The following is an 18,844-nucleotide window of genomic DNA, read 5'->3' on the forward strand; positions in this document are numbered from 1 at the left end:
TGTAAATGAATAGAACACCGCATGTTGATGTGTGATAAGCCATTGAAAAGGACCTTCTGGAGAGACAGAAGGTCCTTTTTGATGTACGGAGGTAAGGGTTGAGGCGCCTAAGACTGCTGTTTGCCGGGTTTGTTTGCCGTACCGGCGTAAGTAAGGCGCCGCCATACCCACTCTGCCGGTCCATAGCGGAAATGCCGCAGCCAGAATGCGGAGAAGGCAATCTGCACGGGGTAAATCGCAAGGCAGATCAGGGTTCCTTGCCATATATTCACATGACCGTACAGCCGGAAGCCCAGGAAGAGGACTGTGCACAGGACCGTCTGGGTCAAATAGTTGGTCAGCGCCATACGGCCGTACGGTTGCAGGAAACGGAGCCTGCGCTGCCACACGGGCTTATGAAGCAGCAGAGCCAGCTGGGAGATGTATACAAAAGCAAGGGTGTAGCCGCTTATGTAAGTGATGAAATAGACAACAGCGCTGAGGCTGGACTCCTCTCCGAATGCATAAATGGCGGCAATGCATGCCAGCAGCGGTACGCTTGCGGCCAGATTCCGGCGGCGGATCCGCTCCCACTGGGTACGGTGGGCTTCTACGTTCTGAAGCATGCCGCTTTTGCCGACCGCAAGTCCCAGCAGGAACATGCCGAGAATAATTGGCAGCATCGTCAGCTGGTTGCCAAGCGATTCGAAAACTTCCACTTGCCAGTGCCAAGCCAGCCATTCGGACCATGGAAGTGTCTGGAAAGCGTGGAGGGCGCTCTGTATCTCGCTGGCGGTAAACAAAGAGCCCCCAAAAGCCGGATTAATGCGGCCTGCCAGGAGCGCATCAACTAGAACGACTAGGGCGGAGAGGCCCAGAGTCAGCAGAAGGTAGCCGATTACGAGCAGGCGTCCCCAGAACCATAAAGCTTCGGTGCGCATCGGATAGAAAGCGGGCAGAAGCAATCCGGTGAGGGCGTACAGCGTCAGGATATCCCCCTTCCAGAGGAAGATAAGATGCGCAAGTCCGATCACCAGGAGAATAAGTAATCTTCGGAAGAACAGGCTTTTGCCGAATCCTTTCTGTTCCGCGCGTGACATGAAGAGATAGAAGCCGAGTCCGAACAAAAAAGAAAAGATCAGGTAAAATTTTCCTTGAACAAATAGATCGAAAAACATCCGGATATACCGGTCCGCTCCGTCATAGGTTAGAAATTCGCTGCCGCTGAAGGTCGGCATATTCACGAGGAAGATGCCCAGAAGAGCAAATCCGCGGATGATGTCCACGCTGATAATACGTTCTTTTCCGGCGGCTGGGCCGATCATAGGTGGAAAACTCCTTCCGGTTGGGCCATGTACACCTCATCATACCGGGAAAAAGAATCCCGTGCAATAAGCGCATACCCGGCTCGGATTGGAGGAATCAAGCCGGATCCGGGTCATATAAACAAGGGTGTTTGTACGATATGATTTCCCCGGACGGTAATAAAAATCAATGATTTCCCGGTTGAGCGCTTTAAATTTAACCGGTACTTCCCGAAGAGTATCCGCCTGTTCTTGTTGCCAAACGGATTGGGATATACCAGCTGTCCAAAGAGATACGCGCCAAGATGTTTTTCAGGTAAGCTGTGCATGGGCGGAGCCCCTCCTTTTTTCTAGAGGTATGAAAGAAGAGAAGGACAATGCCTGTCCGCACAAGCAAGAGTCCTTAATACAAGGAAAGCGTCCAGCGTATAAAAGCGGCGGCAGGAACAAGCAGCACTTGTGCAAGGATCGTTCCGGCAAGGCGGGAAAGCATCAGCAGGCCGAACATTTTGTTCATGGATTCCTGGCTTGCTTTGCCGCTCATTGCCCGGTCCGTCAAGAGAGCGACCCGCGGATCAAGGAAAAGCGTCATGATGATTGTCGCAATGCCATTGATCAGAGCGGAAGACATTGTCGCTTGCGATTTGCCGTCCGGAGTAAATGCCGAAGCATACAGGGCGGCCAGAACACCGACGGTGTAAATAGCGGTAACAGCTACATTCAGCACAATCAGACGTTTGGGCACGCCCCCGACCCGGAGGCGGGACAGCATCTCCAGCCGAGGCAGGCGGATATGCCGCTTGGCTCTTTTGACGCTATGAATATTCGCGGTTGCTTTGAGCATCAGGGGAATAGAGCCCGTCACTTCAAAATGAGCAATCATCCGCGCGGACAAAGCTACTAGTGTAGGGAAGAGCAGGATTGCGATAGCCGTTCCTACGGAGGAGGAAATGAGCACATAGCGGAACGGCGCCAGAGCCAGATGAGGATCTGTCAAACCTGCGTTGTCGGCTATTCCTGCCGTCAGCATTCCTTGAAACATATTGGAAGTACGGGATACGAGAACAATCATTCCGGCAAGCGATAGCGCCACAGCGAGCTTGCCTATCCGGATACCGGCCAGCCGGACTGCATAGGCAGCCGTTTCGGATGCATGGATCAATAGAGTGAATAAGCAAGCGAGAAGCAGCATAGTCAAGGAAATCGACGCTCCTTAGGTTGTAATCAGCGGAATAGGTAAGAGGATTATAGCGGTAAGTTGTCATGAAAGGATACAAGTGTTTGATCTTGTCCCTCACTTTAAATGTATATGCGGAGATACTCTGCCGGAAACCAGTTTTTGATATAAAAGCACAGGTGAAAATGGAAGAAGGGGTGAAGCGGATGTAATGTAATGGTTGACAAGCCGGCATTTAGAAGGTATATTTCTCTGGTGAATGATAATCATTATCATTCGTTGTCATCTAGAATACATACACGACAGGAGAGAATAGATCGATGAAATCAGCAGCACGTAAAGCATACGTACTCGGAATGATCGTTCTTGCCATGGTGCTGGTTTTGGCGGCATGCGGCAAGAATACGGATACCTCTGGGGGCACGGCAACCCCTGGGGCGGGAGAAACAGCGTCAACCGTTAAGATTAAGCATGCCATGGGCGAATCCGATGTGCCGGCCGCTCCCAAACGCGTCGTTATTTTGACGAATGAAGGGACGGAAGCTCTGCTGGCACTAGGCATTAAGCCGGTTGGCGCGGTTAAATCATTTACCGGCAACCCTTGGTATGATCATATTAAAGCAAATATGGAAGGCGTAACAGTCGTCGGGGACGAGCAGCAGCCCAACCTTGAGCTGATTGCCAGCCTGAAGCCGGATCTTATTATCGGCAATAAAATGCGTCAGGAAAAAGTATATGAGCAGCTCAAAGCGATTGCTCCTACGGTCTTCTCGGAGACGCTGCGCGGGGAATGGAAGAACAATTTCAGTCTGTATGCGGATGCGCTCGGCAAAAAATCAGAAGGCGAGAAAGTAATCGCCGACTTCGATAAGCGTATTGAAGATTTCAAAGGTAAAGCCGGAGACAAACTGAAGGAGAAAGTATCGGTTGTCCGCTTTATGGCAGGGAAGACACGTATTTACCTGGAAGACACCTTTACCGGAATCATTTTCAAACAGATCGGCATTGCCCGGACTCCGGTGAAAGCGAAGGATACATTCGTGGAGGAAATCACCAAGGAACGTGTTCCTGAGGTGGATGCGGACCGTTTGTTCTACTTTACGTATGAAACCGGCAACGGGGATGGAGTCAAGCAGGAGGAAGCGATCACCCAAGATCCGCTTTGGCAGAACCTTAACGTAGTGAAGAACGGCAAGACCCAGAAGGTCAACGACGCAATCTGGAATACGGCCGGCGGCGTGAAAGCAGCTAATCTGCTGCTGGACGATCTGTATAAGTTCTACGAAGTTAAATAAGCCGGAGAATCAACAACTCCGCTTTCCTGGCAGCAGCCGGGGAAGCGGAGTTTTTTTGCCTCGTTGATCTGCGGCATATGCCGGATAAAGCCTGAGCGCAGAGGGGCTGGCGGGACAGGTCTAGCGTAAACCTGCGATAACTGCGGAAAAAAATGTTAACAATGAAAAAATAAATACTAGGAAGTTATATTATTATTTTTTGAAATATAGTTGGGAATATGGTAATATATACATGTAATTAAATCCCTTATAAGGAGGTTTATTATGAAAAAGAAAGTTGTATCCCTTGCCCTGACCGGTATAATGTCTATTACGATGGCTGCTTCCGCTTTTGCTTATCCGGAGAGCAACAACCGGTTCGTAACGGAATCCGGCCAGCGGACGGGGTCCATACACGGTGATCACCAGTATGGTCGGATGACACTCAAGCTGGATACGATTGTGTGGTACGACAATTACGCTTATGCAAGTCTATATGAGGTTTGCCCAGGCAAACCTAGGAATAATTTGGGGACGGTAACTGTAGGTATGTATAACCGCGAGGCTTCGAATAATTTCTATATGAGCGGAGCTTGTACGTATTACGCGGAATATACGAAGGTCAGTCCGGAGGGCGCAGCCGTCTTTTCAAATCTACGAATTCAGAATTTTCCTTGAAAAAACGAAAGAAGCACGGTCTGATAATAAAGAAGCACGAGAAGATAATTTGACCTAAACAGTACCCATAGACTTACACGTCCGGAAAATGCGGCTGTGTCTATGGGTACGTTATAACAGCGGCGCTGATAGGACCAAAGGGGCTGTCTCAAAAGGGTAAACCTGAGTGAGGCAATCCTATAATAGGTGCAAAAGAACCTTCAAACCCACTATAAAAGTGGATCTGAAGGTTCTTTTTTAAGCGAATATCGCATGAAAAGTGGGACTGAATTTTCTTGAAATGACTCTTGGGACAGCCCCTTTGTCGTCAGCCTGCTAACTTCTGTTTGTGTTCTCGTTACCGCAGTCTCTATCATCTTCGCGGGAGAGCGCTGAGCCTTGCGGTGCCGCCAGCCGCTCTAGCCAGCCTGCTCCTCTGTCCACGCCTGCACATGGTTGCTGCTCAAGTAATCCGCCGCTTTGGCGTTGCTTTCCACTTGAGCGGTGTTCTTGCAGCCCGGAATGACGGCGGTGACCGCGTCATGCTTCAGGCACCAGGCGAGCGCCCATGTCGCCATGTCCATGCCTTCGGGCACCTCATGCGCCTGAATGTGCTGCACTTCCTCCAGCTTGCGCAGCGTAGCTTCGGGATCGTGGCGGTGCCGCGTATCCGTCTGGGCGAAAGTTGCGCCCGGCTTGTACTTGCCGCTGAGGTAGCCGCTTGCCAGCGGAACGCGGGCCAGTACGCCGAGATTCTGCTCCAGGCAGGAATCGAATACACCCTGCTCCGGCGCGCGGTCCAAGCGGTTGTAGACGACTTGAATGACTTCGGAGCCAACGCTGCTTGATGCGGCTACCTGGTGAAGATTGTCATTCTTCGCGATGGAAGTCCCGATATGACGGATCTTGCCCGCCTGCTTCTGCTTATCCAGCGCCGTCCACAATGCATCGTTGTCAAAGGCGGAGTCCGGGCCTGAATGGAATTGATAGAGGTCGACATAATCCACACGAAGTGCTTTGAGTGAAGCGTCCAATTGGGTCAGCACGTCTTCAGCGGAGTACCGGTCATCGCGCTTGAAACGATCATGGAAATGATGGCCGAATTTCGTAGCCACTACCCAACTCTCGCGGTCGCGGCGGCTCAAATAGTCGCCGATGAAAGATTCGGACAAATGATCGCCGTAGCACTCTGCCGTGTCGATCAGATTAATCCCGAGCTCCCGCGCCTTGTCGAGAATAGCGTCCACCTCGGGCTGGGTAAAATCCACGCCCCATTCACCGCCGAACTGCCAGGTGCCTACGCCGATCACGGATACTTTTAATCCGGTTGTACCAAGTTTGCGGTATTTCATCGTTTAGCCTCCTACGTTTCTAGTTAACCGCCAGCCGACTCTGCTGCAGACGGTATATTCTCTTCCATTTAACGCAAAAATGAAGGCAAAGTCAAAAATTCGGAGAAGGCTCTTGATATCACAAGCCGAGTGTGAGATACTTACCTAACTAATGTTAGTTAGGAGAATCTTACTCATGAATACCTCCGCGCGTATCAAAACCGCAGCTCTGGATCTTTTTGCCGCACAAGGTTATGAGGGGACATCGATGGCTCAAATCGCAGAAGAAGTCGGCATCAAGACCCCTTCCATCTATGCGCACTTCAAAGGAAAAGAAGAGCTTTTTCTCAGCGTCTTGCAGGACGCCTCCAAAGAGGAGCTTGCTTTTGCAACGGCGCACTTGGACGCAGACCCGGATCAGCCTCTTCACGGCAAACTCTATAATCTGCTGCTGTATTTTCGCGATAAATATGAGCACGATAACGGGGCGAAGTTCTGGATCCGGATGATGTATTTTCCGCCGACGGCTCTTTATAAGGAAAGCATGGAACTGGCCTATGTCTATCTGGGCAAGCTCGAAGAGCTCCTTACAGCGGTTTTTGAGAACAACCGGATCTCTATAGCTGTGGACGCCGGTACAGCCGCTGCAGCCTACCTCTGTTTGATGGATGGTATGATCGTTGAGCTGCTATACGGGACGCCGGCAAGCTTCGAGAGAAGACTGGATGCGTCATGGGAAGTATTTAAGAGAGGAATTTCTCCTTCATCATAAATGACAGAAAGTCTGGAGGCGGAGGCAGTGAACAAACATTGGATTTACGTATTGGCCGCAGGATTTCTTGAAATTGGCTGGGTATCGGGGTTAAAACACGCGGACAGCGCCCTTACGTGGGGGATGACGGCGCTCGCCATCCTTATCAGTTTCTGGGTGCTGCTGGAGGCGACGAGAAGACTGCCGGTCGGAACGGTGTATGCGGTTTTTACCGGGATCGGCACAGCAGGTACGGTTATTGCGGAAACTGTTTTTTTCCAGGAACCGTTCAGCTGGCTGAAAGTGCTCTTTATTCTTATTCTTCTTGGCGGCGTGGTTGGACTTAAATTAACGACAACGGAACCGGATAATCCGGAACCGGCGGAAGGAGCGAATCGATAATGGCCTGGGTTTCACTGATTCTAGCAGGTTGTACAGAAGTGCTCGGCGTATATTCGATGAACAAAATTAGTCAAAAGCGTACCTTAACCTGGTTCTTGATGCTTATTATCGGTTTCGGTTTGAGTTTCTCGCTTCTGTCTAACGCGATGGAGACGATTCCGATGGGAACCGCCTACGCCGTATGGACCGGAATCGGTACGAGTGGAGGGACACTCCTGGGCATGTTCGTGTTCGGGGAATCCAAAGACTGGCGGCGGATCGTGTTTATCGCGATGATTATCTCAGCGGCCGTAGGGCTCAAGCTTTTGACCTAGTTGATCTTCTGCTGAGCAAGAAATAAGCATTCACCACAGCCGCAAGCTCTCCCGCTGCGCACAGATACGCGATTAGGCTTGCAACGCCGGGGTGTTTTTCATATAATAGAGGGCATAACTAAAGCAAGAAGCTTCACTAACCGCATACCAAATGCGCTGAAGGAGAAGAGTACGCAGTGCTTCCGGACAGGGAGGCGACACCGGAGATTGAGAGTGTCCCCATGGAACCAGGCTGCCGAAGTTCGCTCCCGAGCAGTCTCTTGAACACGGGCACAGGGCCCGGACCAGTAGAGAGCACCGGCTACGAACCGTTATTCGAATGAAGTGAGACCGTACACGAACTTGAGCGACAACCCGTCGCCGTGCGCGTGCAGGTCTAACAAGGGTGGTACCACGGCTTTCTCGTCCCTTACCGGGCGGGAGGGCTTTTTTTGTTGGGCGGAAAACCCGTTAGCATGGACAGATTCAAAGGAGGGATTACCGATGAGAGAACGATTGGAAGCGTTAAAGGATACAGCTTTGCAGGAGTTAGCCGCTGTCGGCAGCCAGCAGGAGCTAAATGAGCTTAGAATTAAGTATTTGGGCAAAAAAGGCCCGCTTACCGAGATTTTGCGCGGCATGGGTGCATTAAGCGCAGAAGAGCGCCCGGTGATCGGTCAGGTAGCCAATGATGTGCGCGGGGCTATTGAAGAGGTTATTGCCCGCAAACAGGAAGAGTACGACCGCCTGGAGACGGAGAAGCGTCTGAGCGCGGAAACCATCGATGTAACACTGCCGGGACGTCCGTCCGAGCAGGGCGCTGTGCATCCGCTGAACAAGATTACTCAGGAAATCGAAGATATTTTTATCGGAATGGGTTTCACGATTGCAGAAGGTCCGGAAGTGGAGCGTGATTATTATAATTTCGAAGCTCTGAATCTCCCCAAAGATCATCCGGCCCGCGACATGCAGGATTCTTTCTATATTACCGATGAAATTCTGCTGAGAACCCAGACCTCCCCTGTTCAGGTGCGGACGATGGAAGCGCGTAAAGGCGCCGTGCCGATTCGTATCATTTCTCCGGGCAGAGTATACCGGCGCGACGACGATGACGCTACTCACTCCCATCAATTCACACAGATTGAAGGACTTGTGATCGATAAAGGTATCCGCATGACGGATCTGAAAGGGACCCTCCTGCAATTCATGCAAGAGATGTACGGCCCGGATACACAGATTCGGATGCGCCCGAGCTTCTTCCCGTTCACGGAACCGAGCGCGGAGGTCGATGTCAGCTGTATGATGTGCAGCGGCAAGGGCTGCCGGACCTGCAAGCAAACAGGCTGGATTGAAATCTTGGGATCCGGTATGGTGCATCCGCGCGTCCTTGAAATGTCAGGTTACGATCCGAATGAATACAGCGGATTTGCTTTCGGTATGGGTGTCGAACGTGTTGCGATGCTGAAATACGGTGTGGAAGATATCCGCCATTTTTATACAAACGACCTGCGTTTCCTGAAGCAGTTTATTCATCTATAGAATCGGAAGAGGAGGGAATAAGACGATGAAAGTTTCTTATAAATGGCTGTCGGAATACGTGGATCTGCAAGGATTCACAGCGGAAGAGCTTGCTGAAAAATTGACGAGAAGCGGCATTGAGGTCGATATTGTCGAATCGCTCAACAAAGGTGTGTCGGGTGTTGTTGTCGGTTATGTCAAAGCAAAGACGAAGCATCCCGATGCGGATAAACTGAATGTATGTACCGTAGATGTCGGAAGCGGGGAAGATCTGCAGATCGTCTGTGGAGCGAAGAATGTGGATGCCGGTCAAAAAGTGCCGGTTGCCGTAATCGGCGCAGTCCTTCCGGGAGATTTCAAAATCAAACGCGCCAAGCTGCGCGGTGTGGAGTCCCAGGGGATGATCTGCTCGGCCAAGGAACTTGGCATGAACGATAAGCTGCTGCCCAAAGAAATTCAGGAAGGTATTCTGGTTCTGCCGGCATCCACCGAAGTTGGTCTATCCATTCTGGATGTGCTGACGCTCGATGACCAAGTGCTTGAAATGGAACTGACTCCGAACCGTTCGGACTGTCTGAGCATGATCGGAACCGCCTATGAAATCGGTGCAATTCTGGGCCGTCCTGTCCAATTGCCGGAAGATAAACGGCATCCGAATGTCGAGATGAGCACAACCAAAGCGGAAGACCGCATCAGCGTAAAGATTGATGCGCAGGAAGCGTGCACGCAGTATGCGGCTCGTCTCATTGAAGGGGTAACCGTAGGCACCTCGCCGCTGTGGATGCAGAGCCGCCTCATGGCAGCCGGCGTGCGTCCGATCAATAACATCGTCGATGTGACGAACTATGTCATGCTTGAATACGGACAGCCGCTGCATGCGTTCGATGCCGATCAGGTTGATTCCGGCCGCATCGTTGTAAGGCTCGCTCATGAAGGGGAGAAGATGGTCACCCTGGATGACATAGAGCGTACACTGGAGCCGCACATGCTGCTTGTAACGGACGGCATCAAGCCGATTGCGATCGCGGGCGTTATGGGCGGAGCCAACTCGGAAGTTACCGAGGGCACGACGAATATTTTGCTTGAATCGGCACGTTTTGCAGGTCCTTCCGTCCGTAAAACATCCCGTCAGCTGGGCCTTCGTTCCGAAGCGAGCCTTCGTTTCGAGAAAGAAGTGAATCCGGAAGCGGTTATCTCGGCTCTGGACCGCGCAGCTGCGCTTCTCGTCCTTTGCTGCGGCGGAAAAGTAGCACAGGGTATCGTCCAGGAGATCGGTGCTACTTATACGCATGCTAAGATCGCCCTTAAGCTCGACCGCGTAAATCATTACCTCGGCACCGATCTTTCTATCCAGCAGGTCAAAGAAATTCTGGACCGTCTGGGACTGGAATACGGTCTGCTTGACGGCGGTTCTCTGATTGTTCAAATTCCGGGACGCCGCGGGGATATTACCCGGGATGTGGATCTTATTGAAGAAATCGCCCGTCTCTACGGTTATGATAATATCCCGACCACCCTGATGACAGGAGTAACGACTCCGGGTTCCTTGACACGCGAACAGGCGCTTCGCCGCACGATTTCACGTCTTCTGACCGGCAGCGGACTTCATGAGGTAATTACCTATACTTTATCGCATCGCGAAAGTACGGCAGATTATCCGGGATTGTATCCGCAATACACGCCGATTCCGCTGGCCATGCCAATGAGTGAAGACCGTAGTGTGCTGCGTACCACGATTGTGCCGCATCTGCTTGAAACTGTTACGTATAACCGCAACCGCAAGAATGACGATGTAGCTATTTTTGAAGCCGGCACAGTCTTCCTGTCAGAAGAAGCCGAAGCCGGGTTAACTAAACAGCCGCAGGAGAAACGCGTTCTGGGGATCGCGATGACGGGCAGCCGTACAGGCAGTCACTGGCAGCAAAAGCAGAAAAAAGTTGATTTCTATGATATCAAAGGAGTTTTTGAACGGATAACTTCTTATCTGGGACTTCATGTAGAATATCGCTCGGCCCAAAAAGAAGGCTTTCACCCGGGCCGTACCGCCGAGCTCATTCTGGTAACTTCTTCCGGAGAGCGTCAGCCGATCGGATATATGGGGCAGCTTCATCCGACTCTGCAGAAAAAGCGCGATCTGGAAGACACGTATGTACTGGAAGCAGAGCTGGGTCCGATTCTTCAACATGCGGATTATGAAGCGGACTACAAGCTGCTGCCTCGTTACCCGTCGGCAAGCCGGGATATGGCGCTGGTTGTAGACGCTGCTGTGCCGGTAGGCGAATTGGAGAAACTGGCCGCAGAGACCGCAGGAGAGCTCCTGGAGTCTATCCGTGTGTTCGATGTATACACCGGAGAACGTCTGGGCGAAGGGAAGAAAAGTATTGCGTTTGCACTTGTATACCGGCATCCGGATCGTACTTTGCAGGACGAAGAAGTTGCTCAATTGCACGAGGGCGTTGTGAAGGCGCTGGAGACCGCTTTCGGAGCGGAACTGCGTAAGTGATCTTTCGCTGAAAAATCAGGGCATGCAGAAGGAAATAGGGCGGGTCACATCGAATTCTTACTCGATGGACCGGCCCTTCATTTTTATGTTAACGTGTATAGGCAGGGTTAAATTTGTCTGAACCGCTGCTGCCGTTACATGCGGCCGATTCGAATGTTGTACAACCGAAGGAGGATTTATCGTGAATTCGGAAGAAAGAGCGAATATTACCGTTGACATATATGGAAATGAATACAAATTAAGAGGGAATTCCAACCCGTCTTATGTAAGAAAAGTGGCAGCTGAGGTTAATGAACAAATGGTTCAGATCGCCTCCAGTTACCCGCGTCTGGATACATATAAAATTGCGGTGCTCGCTGCCGTTAATCTGACGGACGAGAAAGCCCAGCTGGCTCAGCGGTTCGATCAGTCCGAAGGAAAGCTGGGAGATTTGAATAAAGCCGTTGCTCAAGCCGAATCCGCCGTCGAGAAGGCCAGGCAGGAGCTGGAAAAAGCGAAGCAGGAAGAGCAGCAGCTCAGTCAGGAACTGACGCAAGCCCGTGAACAGGGAGAACTGTCTGCCAGACGTGAGCAAGAAATGAAAGCTGAGCTCCAGCAGGCCAAACAGAGAAGTGAGCAAATTCAGCGTGAGCTGAGCACAGCTCGCGAGAAGTCGCAGCAGGCTGCTAAGCGGGAAGAGCAGCTGCGCAGTGAGCTTCAGCAGGCTAAGCAGCATGGGGAGAAACTCCAGAATGTGCAGAATACGTTAAAGCAGCAAATGGAGAAAGATGCGGCACAAGCCCAGCAGATGAAGCACAAATTAGATGAAACTGTTGAGCGTGAGAAGAAACTCCAGGCTGAAGCAGACCGGACTAAACAAAATGTAGAATCTCTGCGCAAGGAACTTGAGAAAGAAAAACAAGCCGCTCAGCAGCTTCGAAGTGACGCCAAGGCATCTCTGGCTCAGATCCAGGAAGCGGCCGAGAAGGAACAGACTTTAAGGGCGGAGCTCGCCCTGCTTAAGCAGCGCAGTGAGCAAGTCCAGCGTGAGCTCAGCGGATTCAAGGAGCGGACTAAGCAGCAGGAGCAGCAGCTGCAAGATCTGAAGTCTGAGCTTAAGCAGCTTGCGGAGCGGGAGAGCAGCGTACGCAAGGAAGCGGAGCAAGCCCGGCAGGATGCGGAAGCGCTTCTGGAAGATCTGGAGCGTGAGAAGGCTGCTGCAGAAGCCAGGCAGCAGCAATCGGATGCAGAGTTTGCAAGGCTGCAAGAAGAGAATAAATCTGCAGACGCACAGCTCGCTGCGATTAAGTCTGAGCTGGAACTGGCGCATGTTAGCGTACAGGAAAGCAAAGAACGGGAAGAACAATTAAATGAGGCTGCCCAGCTTGCCGCCGAGCGTGAAGAGATGCTTCGCAGTGAGCTTCAGCAGGCTCAGCGCGATGCGGAAGCACTGCTGGAAGAAGTAGAGCGTGAGAAAGCCGAGGCAGAGGCTGTACGCGAGGAGCTGCGTGAAGCGGCTGAACGGGAGCAGACCCAGCGCGCCGAGCTTGCCCTGATTAAGCAGCGTTCCGAAGAGACCCAGCGTGAGCTTGCTGAGAGCCGGGAACATGTACAGCAGCAGGAACAGCAGCTGCTTGATACCGCTGAACGGGTGGAAGAAGTGCGCCGGGAATTGGCGCAGGCCCGAAGCGATGCGGAAGCGTTGCTTGAAGACCTGGAACTGGGTAAAGCGGCAGCCGATGAAGAGCTGCGTGAATCAACCGAGGCTTTGAAATCGGCCCGTTTGGAAGCGAAAGCGGCCAAGGAGTCGGCTGAGGCCGAGAGATCCTCGCGTGAAGCGGTACAGCAGGAGAAAGCTTCGGTGGAAGCGAAACTGGAAGAAACCGCAGCAGCGCTGGAAGCGGCCGAGCAGCGTCATGCTTCGGCTGAGGCGAAGCTGAGCGAGACAAGCGCGGCGCTGGAGCAAGCGAAGCAGGAAGCGGCGGTAGCGCGAGAATCTGCCGAGACTGAGCTTCTGGAAGCGCTGGAGGCCGCGGAGAGCGAGAAGGCAGCGCGTGAAGCGGAGCAGGAGCAGCGGGCTTCGGTGGAAGCGAAACTGGAAGAAACCGCAGCAGCGCTGGAAACGGCCGAGCAGCGTCATGCTTCGGCTGAGGCGAAGCTGAGCGAGACAAGCGCGGCGCTGGAGCAAGCGAAGCAGGAAGCGGCGGCAGCACGTGAAGCTGCCGAGACCGAGCTTCTGGAAGCGCTGGAGGCTGCGGAGAGCGAGAAGGCAGCGCGTGAAGCGGTACAGCAGGAGAAAGCTTCGGTGGAAGCGAAGCTGGAAGAAACCGCAGCAGCGTTGGAAGCGGCCGAGCGGCGTCATGCTTCGGCTGAGGCGAAGCTGAGCGAGACAAGCGCGGCGCTGGAGAAGGCGAAGCAGGAAGCAACGTCTGCGCGAGAATCCGCCGAGACGGAGCTTCTGGAAGCGCTGGAGGCCGCGGAGAGCGAGAAGGCAGCGCGTGAAGCGGAGCAGGAGCAGCGGGCTTCGGTTGAAGCGAAGCTGGAAGAAACTGCAGCAGCGCTGGAAGCGGCCGAGCAGCGTCATGCTTCGGCTGCGGCGAAGCTGAGCGAGACGAACGCGGCGCTGGAGAAGGCGAAGCAGGAAGCGGCGTCAGCACGTGAAGCTGCTGAGTCTGAGCTTCTGGAAGCGCTGGAGGCCGCGGAGAGCGAGAAGGCAGCGCGTGAAGCGGAACAGCAGCAGCGGGCATCGGTGGAAGCGCAGCTGGAAGAAACTGCAGCAGCGCTGGAAGCGGCCGAGCAGCGTCGTGCTTCGGCTGCGGCGAAGCTGAGCGAGACGAACGCGGCGCTGGAGAAGGCGAAGCAGGAAGCGGCGTCAGCACGTGAAGCTGCTGAGTCTGAGCTTCTGGAAGCGCTGGAGGCCGCGGAGAGCGAGAAGGCGGCGCGTGAATCAGAGCAGCAGCAGCGGGCTTCGGTTGAAGCGAAGCTGGAAGAAACCGCAGCAGCGCTGGAAGCGGCCGAGCAGCGTCATGCTTCGGCTGAGGCGAAGCTTAGCGAAACGAACGCGGCGCTGGAGAAGGCGAAGCAGGAAGCGGCGGCAGCACGTGAAGCTGCCGAGACAGAGCTTCTGGAAGCGCTGGAGGCCGCTGAGAGCGAGAAGGCGGCGCGTGAATCAGAGCAGCAGCAGCGGGCATCGGTGGAAGCGAAGCTGGAAGAAACCGCAGCAGCGCTGGAAGCGGCCGAGCGGCGTCATGCTTCGGCTGAGGCGAAGCTGAGCGAGACAAGCGCGGCGCTAGAAGCTTCTGAGCAGCGCCGGGTAGGGTCCGAAGTGAAGCTGAGCGAAACGTATGCAGTACTGGAGCAAACAAATCAGGAAGCGCAGCAGCAGATTGCTGCGCTGCAAGCCGAGCTGGCAGCTGAGCGTGAACGTTTGGCGCGGGAGAAGGCGGAAGCGGCCGGACTTGCCGGCGAGCTTCAGGCTGCTGCAGCGCGTGAAGAGGCGCTTGGCGCAGATTTGGCGCGGTCCCGGCAAGACGCAGATGCTCTGCTGGCGGATATCGAGCAGCAAGAAGCGGCCAAAAACAGGTTATCTGAATCCGCGCAGGCGCTTGAGAGAGCGCTTCAGCAGGAGGCGGATGCCCGTCAGTCTGCTCAAAATGAATTGACTGAAGCTAAAGAAGCCGTACAGAGAAATGAAGAATGGGTTCGAACACTTGAGTTGGAGAAGTCGACTTTACAGGCGGAACTTCATGACTCTAAAAAAATGCTGGAGATGGCCCTTCAGGAAGCGGCTGAGGCAGAGGGTGCGGCTGCAAAGGCAGCCGAACAAGCCGAAGTTCTTATTACCGGACTGCGCCAAGATCTCTCTGAGGCTCACAGGGAACATGAAACGGGCCGGAGTGAAATGGCTCAGACCGTCAGCAGGCTGAAAACGGCGCTGGAAGCGGCCGAGAGCGACTTGTCCGCAGAGCGGGAACGCGTTATGCAGGAAAATGCCGTTTCCTCGGATTTGTCGGTGAAGCTTAAATCTGCCGAAGCGCGTGAAGAAGCACTTCGTGGGGAATTGGCTCAAGCGAAGCAGGACGCTGAAGCATTGCTGGAAGATCTGGAGCGCCATCAATCTGATGCGGAGAGCAGACTGCGTGAGCTTACGTTATCGCTGGAGGAAGCCCATAAGGAAACGGTTGCCGCTCATCAGAGAAGAGCGGAGCTGGAAGCGTCTTTCCATACTCAGCTCGCAGAGGCGTTAATTCAGAGTGAGAAAATGTTCACGGAAGTGGCGGCTGCAAGAGAGAAGGCGGAGCGCGAACTGGTATCGGAGAAGGGAAGATCCGCCCAGGAACAACTTGCGGCCACAGAGCTGGCGGAGGCGCTGAAACTGGCAACAGAACGTGAAGAAACGCTTGCCAGGGAACTGACCGAGGCACTTCTGAATGCTGAAGCCTTATTCGAGCAACTGGAGCTCGGACAACGGGAAGCTCAGGCCAAATTGAACGAATCAACGGCTGCTCTTGAAGAAGCGCGTGAAGCGGCGAAGCTTGAGCTGGCTGCCGAACGCCAGCGGGCAGCGCAGGAGATCCGCTCCATGGAAGGCCTCGTTGCCAAGCTCGAAGAAGCGGAAGCAGCCCGCGTGGAAGCCGTGAAGCGGGAAGCGCAGCTTCGTGAGGAGCTGGACCGGGTCAAAGCGGCGGGTGAAGCAAGCAATGCCGAACTGACCTCCGCGCTGCGTGAAGTAGCCGCTACCCAGCAAATGGCTCATGAGCAGGTTCTTCAGGAGCAGAATATCCGCAGGGAGCTGGAGAAGGCGCTGACGGAGAGGCGCTCTTTACAGGAAGAATTGGACGCTTATCGCCAGCTGATGGATGAGCAGGCGGATCAGGAAAGGGCGAGCCTGGGCGAAATGGGTACGCTGCGCAGCGAGACCGGCAAGCTCAGCCAGGAACTGGCGAAGCTTCAGGAAGCGCTGGAAGCCGAAAGCAAACGGAGCGGCTTGCTGCAGCATCAGCTGGAAGAGCTGGAACAGACCCATCTTCAGACCCAGCAAAGCTTGACAGAGCTCCGCCGGCGTGACGAGCAGGCAAGCGGGCGCTGGGAAACGCTTCAGGAGGAACATAGCAAGCTGCTCGACGAATATTCCAAGCTTCAGAGCGAGTATAACGAGTGGGTTCAACTCGTCATGGAAGAGCCGAAGGAGTAATGGCTCTGCCTCCATGGAATGTGCTTGACTGGTCCATCCTGGTCATTCTGGCGGGAGGGCTCTTCCTGGGATATGCAAGGGGACTGATCAGCGGGCTTGTTTCGATGGCGGGATTATTGATCGCGTTATTCGTGGCGGCCCGCTATCACCGTCCTGTTGCCGAATATTTACTGGAATGGCTTTCCCTTTCTTCTTTTTCCGGTTATGATAAATATGAGTTTTTGGTAAAAGGACTGAATTTGGAGTTTTATATCGCAGGTGCTTTGGCATTTGCCTTTCTGTTCATTCTGGTCAAGCTGCTGCTGGGTATTGCGGGAAGAATGCTGAACCTCATCGCACGCCTGCCTGGTTTGAATTTGATAAATCGAATAACGGGCGCTGCTCTCGGAGGAATAGAGGCGTTTGTCCTTCTCGTCATTGCCGTTCATATGATGGTTATTCTGCCTTCCGATTATGTCCAGGACATGCTTGGCAGCTCGCGTATAGCTCCCTATCTGCTTGACGACGTACTCGAATGGGCACGCGGCATTTGGGAACGGTATACGTAACTTTAGTGAAACCTATCCTCCCGCAAGGGAGGTTTTTTTACCGGATTGGAAGAAATTCGTATACATAATCCGATCGTTTAAAAAGCAAAGAGATATGCACCCGTACATACGTACCAGGCAAGCGTGCGCAGATGCCAGGCGGTTACAGCCGCAACACCTGCTTTCGTTCCAGCCGGATAAATCGGTATGCGACCGTGGAGCGAGAGGAGGAGAACCAGACAATGGAACAAACGTTAGCCGCAGGAAACGTCGTTATCGCCGCTTTTATTATGATCTCAGCTTGTCTCGGGTGGTTCTATGTATGGATTCGTAAAAAGCAGAAAGCAGAGGGAGCGGCACAAGTCCAGTCGATCATTACCGCGATAGCGGTTACGTTCTTTTTCCTCCTTCCGCTGCTGATTATGTTCGTGTGCATGTACGCCGCGCTGCTCAGTGCAGGAACCTTCCTCACGGATAGTATCTGGTATGAAAGATCCGAGGATCTGCTCAGCCTGGCCTTGCTGTTGGTATTCGGGCAGGTGGTGCTTAGTTTCCCGGTCCGGCTGCTGCTGCGCCTGGGAGCCCTCGAACCGCTCAAGCGCCTGCGCAGCAAACTGGGGATGCCGCTCCTCCCGCTTCAGCTCAGCCTGACGATGCTGACGTTTGCGATCGGTTACTCTGCCGCAAGGGCATGGAGCCTGACATCCGTGGAGCTGAATGAACAGGGATTGTTTTATATAGCGGTTCTTCCCCCGCTGGCCGCCTTCGGTATCTTCGCCTTACTCCGCCGTAAACGGCAGAAATCCGATCAGTAGGAATCCGCCCCTGAACACACCAAAAAGCTTGCGTCTACGTATCGGCCGATACGAATGACGCAAGCTTTTTTAAATCTGCAAGTCTATTGGCGGTCAGAGATTACTCAACTACCAGTTTAGCTGTCATAGTGGAGTGACCGGAGCCGCAAGGAATACTGCACTGGATGGTATAAGTGCCGGCTTTATCAGGCGTGAAGACTTTGCTTTTACCGCCGTCTACACTTACTTTTAAATCCGGAATTTGAAGCGCGTGCATGCCCTCTTTATTGTTAAGGCTGATTTTGAGCGGCTCGCCTTTTTTGACCGTATATACGTCTTTATCGAATTTCCAGTTGGAAGCTTCTACGGAAATCTCCTGGGTAGGCGTAACTGTGGTTTCGCCTGCCTTTTCTTCGGTTTTGCCGCATGCAGCCAATGCCAGAATCAATACGACAGACATGATCAGCAGTAAGGCTGATTTTTTCATAGATTTGTCCCCTCCGTGTAACCATATTCGCACAAGGCAGTCCAACATCACATACCATGTACGAATTAATCATACACCTGCCGGGAGAGGAAGTCAGTGGCAAATTGGTGAACCCTTTATGACAATTTCCTTTGTATTCCAATTTTATTTATATAATTGGAAAGACCGGCCCAGCTAAGTAAAGCTGACGGCCGGTTTTTTCAGCATCCTGCAGGGAAAAACAGGTCAGCGCGCACCATGCGATTGATCCGATTTGTCAAACGGACTGGAGATGGGAATAAACAAATCGATAATGCCGATTACAAGCGCGGCAAGGATGGCGCCTATAATCGAGACGGATACGCCGGAGACCAGGAATTGAGAAAGCCAGATAACAAGCGCACTCGTCAGAAAACCGACGATTCCACGTCCGAACGGTGTTATTCTTCTGCCGAATACGCTCTCGATGATCCAGGCGATTACAGCAATAACAAGGGCGAGCAGCAGGGCGCTGAAGAATCCCCCGACCGTAAAGCCCGGAACAAGCCAACCGACAACCATCAAAACCAGCGCAGAAACGATAAACCTGACCAGATGTCCAAGAAACCGCATCGCTTTGGTACCCCCTTGATTTGTTGGCTGAACATGGGAATCGCCGTTCTGCCTTCTTGCGTTTTCTTCCCTGTTGTGATCTG

15 protein-coding genes are annotated in these 18,844 nt (G+C 53.2%); 10 read left to right on the forward strand and 5 right to left on the reverse strand.

Annotated elements, in window-relative coordinates; translation table 11 throughout:
• Positions 1 to 107: 107 nt before the first annotated feature.
• Both EDM21_RS05230 and EDM21_RS05235 read right to left on the reverse strand, forming a co-directional pair.
• Positions 108 to 1,304: a DUF418 domain-containing protein gene (locus tag EDM21_RS05230; RefSeq protein ID WP_157333497.1), complete on the reverse strand. Its 1,197-nt coding sequence runs from the start codon at positions 1,302 to 1,304 to the stop codon at positions 108 to 110.
• A gap of 382 nt (positions 1,305 to 1,686) precedes the next feature.
• Positions 1,687 to 2,475: a lipid II flippase Amj family protein gene (locus EDM21_RS05235; protein WP_420850642.1), complete on the reverse strand. Its 789-nt coding sequence runs from the start codon at positions 2,473 to 2,475 to the stop codon at positions 1,687 to 1,689.
• A gap of 305 nt (positions 2,476 to 2,780) precedes the next feature.
• Here EDM21_RS05235 and EDM21_RS05240 point away from each other — a divergent pair, with 305 nt between their 5' ends.
• Entirely contained in the window at positions 2,781 to 3,755 is a 975-nt protein-coding gene (locus EDM21_RS05240) for an ABC transporter substrate-binding protein (protein ID WP_157333501.1), read from the forward strand.
• A gap of 264 nt (positions 3,756 to 4,019) precedes the next feature.
• Positions 4,020 to 4,412 carry a hypothetical protein gene (locus EDM21_RS05245; RefSeq protein ID WP_157333504.1) on the forward strand — a complete coding sequence of 131 codons (393 nt, stop codon included), beginning with the start codon at positions 4,020 to 4,022 and terminating at the stop codon, positions 4,410 to 4,412.
• Positions 4,413 to 4,810: 398 nt separating this feature from the next.
• Here the strand turns inward: EDM21_RS05245 and EDM21_RS05250 are convergent, their stop codons facing one another.
• Complete coding sequence (locus tag EDM21_RS05250) at positions 4,811 to 5,743, reverse strand: aldo/keto reductase (RefSeq protein ID WP_157333506.1); 933 nt, start codon at positions 5,741 to 5,743, stop codon at positions 4,811 to 4,813.
• A gap of 175 nt (positions 5,744 to 5,918) precedes the next feature.
• Between EDM21_RS05250 and EDM21_RS05255 the strand changes: the two genes are divergently transcribed.
• The 8 genes from EDM21_RS05255 to EDM21_RS05290 all read left to right on the forward strand — a co-directional run bounded on the left by EDM21_RS05255 (position 5,919) and on the right by EDM21_RS05290 (position 17,704).
• A complete protein-coding gene (locus EDM21_RS05255) occupies positions 5,919 to 6,494 on the forward strand; it encodes a TetR/AcrR family transcriptional regulator (RefSeq protein ID WP_157333508.1) in 576 nt (191 codons plus the stop codon).
• A 27-nt stretch (positions 6,495 to 6,521) separates the two neighbouring features.
• Positions 6,522 to 6,875 (forward strand): SMR family transporter, encoded by a 354-nt coding sequence (locus EDM21_RS05260; RefSeq protein ID WP_166541835.1) that lies wholly within the window; start codon positions 6,522 to 6,524, stop codon positions 6,873 to 6,875.
• Positions 6,875 to 7,189, forward strand: coding sequence for a DMT family transporter (locus EDM21_RS05265; RefSeq protein ID WP_157333512.1), 315 nt, complete (start codon positions 6,875 to 6,877; stop codon positions 7,187 to 7,189). Before EDM21_RS05260 ends, EDM21_RS05265 begins: the two co-directional genes overlap by 1 nt.
• A 483-nt stretch (positions 7,190 to 7,672) precedes the next feature.
• Positions 7,673 to 8,707 carry a phenylalanine--tRNA ligase subunit alpha gene (pheS, locus tag EDM21_RS05270; RefSeq protein WP_157333514.1) on the forward strand — a complete coding sequence of 345 codons (1,035 nt, stop codon included), beginning with the start codon at positions 7,673 to 7,675 and terminating at the stop codon, positions 8,705 to 8,707.
• A 25-nt stretch (positions 8,708 to 8,732) separates the two neighbouring features.
• A complete protein-coding gene (gene pheT, locus EDM21_RS05275; RefSeq protein ID WP_157333516.1) occupies positions 8,733 to 11,189 on the forward strand; it encodes a phenylalanine--tRNA ligase subunit beta in 2,457 nt (818 codons plus the stop codon).
• A gap of 181 nt (positions 11,190 to 11,370) precedes the next feature.
• On the forward strand, positions 11,371 to 16,362 hold the full coding sequence (locus EDM21_RS05280; protein WP_166541836.1) for a hypothetical protein: 4,992 nt from the start codon (positions 11,371 to 11,373) through the stop codon (positions 16,360 to 16,362).
• Positions 16,362 to 16,910, forward strand: coding sequence for a CvpA family protein (locus EDM21_RS05285; protein WP_157333518.1), 549 nt, complete (start codon positions 16,362 to 16,364; stop codon positions 16,908 to 16,910). Before EDM21_RS05280 ends, EDM21_RS05285 begins: the two co-directional genes overlap by 1 nt.
• 221 nt (positions 16,911 to 17,131) lie before the next feature.
• Positions 17,132 to 17,704 (forward strand): hypothetical protein, encoded by a 573-nt coding sequence (locus EDM21_RS05290; protein WP_157333520.1) that lies wholly within the window; start codon positions 17,132 to 17,134, stop codon positions 17,702 to 17,704.
• 100 nt (positions 17,705 to 17,804) lie between these two features.
• Here the strand turns inward: EDM21_RS05290 and EDM21_RS05295 are convergent, their stop codons facing one another.
• Positions 17,805 to 18,170 carry a cupredoxin domain-containing protein gene (locus EDM21_RS05295; protein ID WP_157333522.1) on the reverse strand — a complete coding sequence of 122 codons (366 nt, stop codon included), beginning with the start codon at positions 18,168 to 18,170 and terminating at the stop codon, positions 17,805 to 17,807.
• 225 nt (positions 18,171 to 18,395) lie between these two features.
• On the reverse strand, positions 18,396 to 18,761 hold the full coding sequence (locus tag EDM21_RS05300) for a phage holin family protein (protein WP_157333524.1): 366 nt from the start codon (positions 18,759 to 18,761) through the stop codon (positions 18,396 to 18,398).
• Positions 18,762 to 18,844: the final 83 nt, after the last annotated feature.

Origin of the sequence: Paenibacillus lutrae (assembly GCF_009757775.1) — a bacterium.
Lineage (GTDB): Bacteria > Bacillota > Bacilli > Paenibacillales > NBRC-103111 > Paenibacillus_F > Paenibacillus_F lutrae.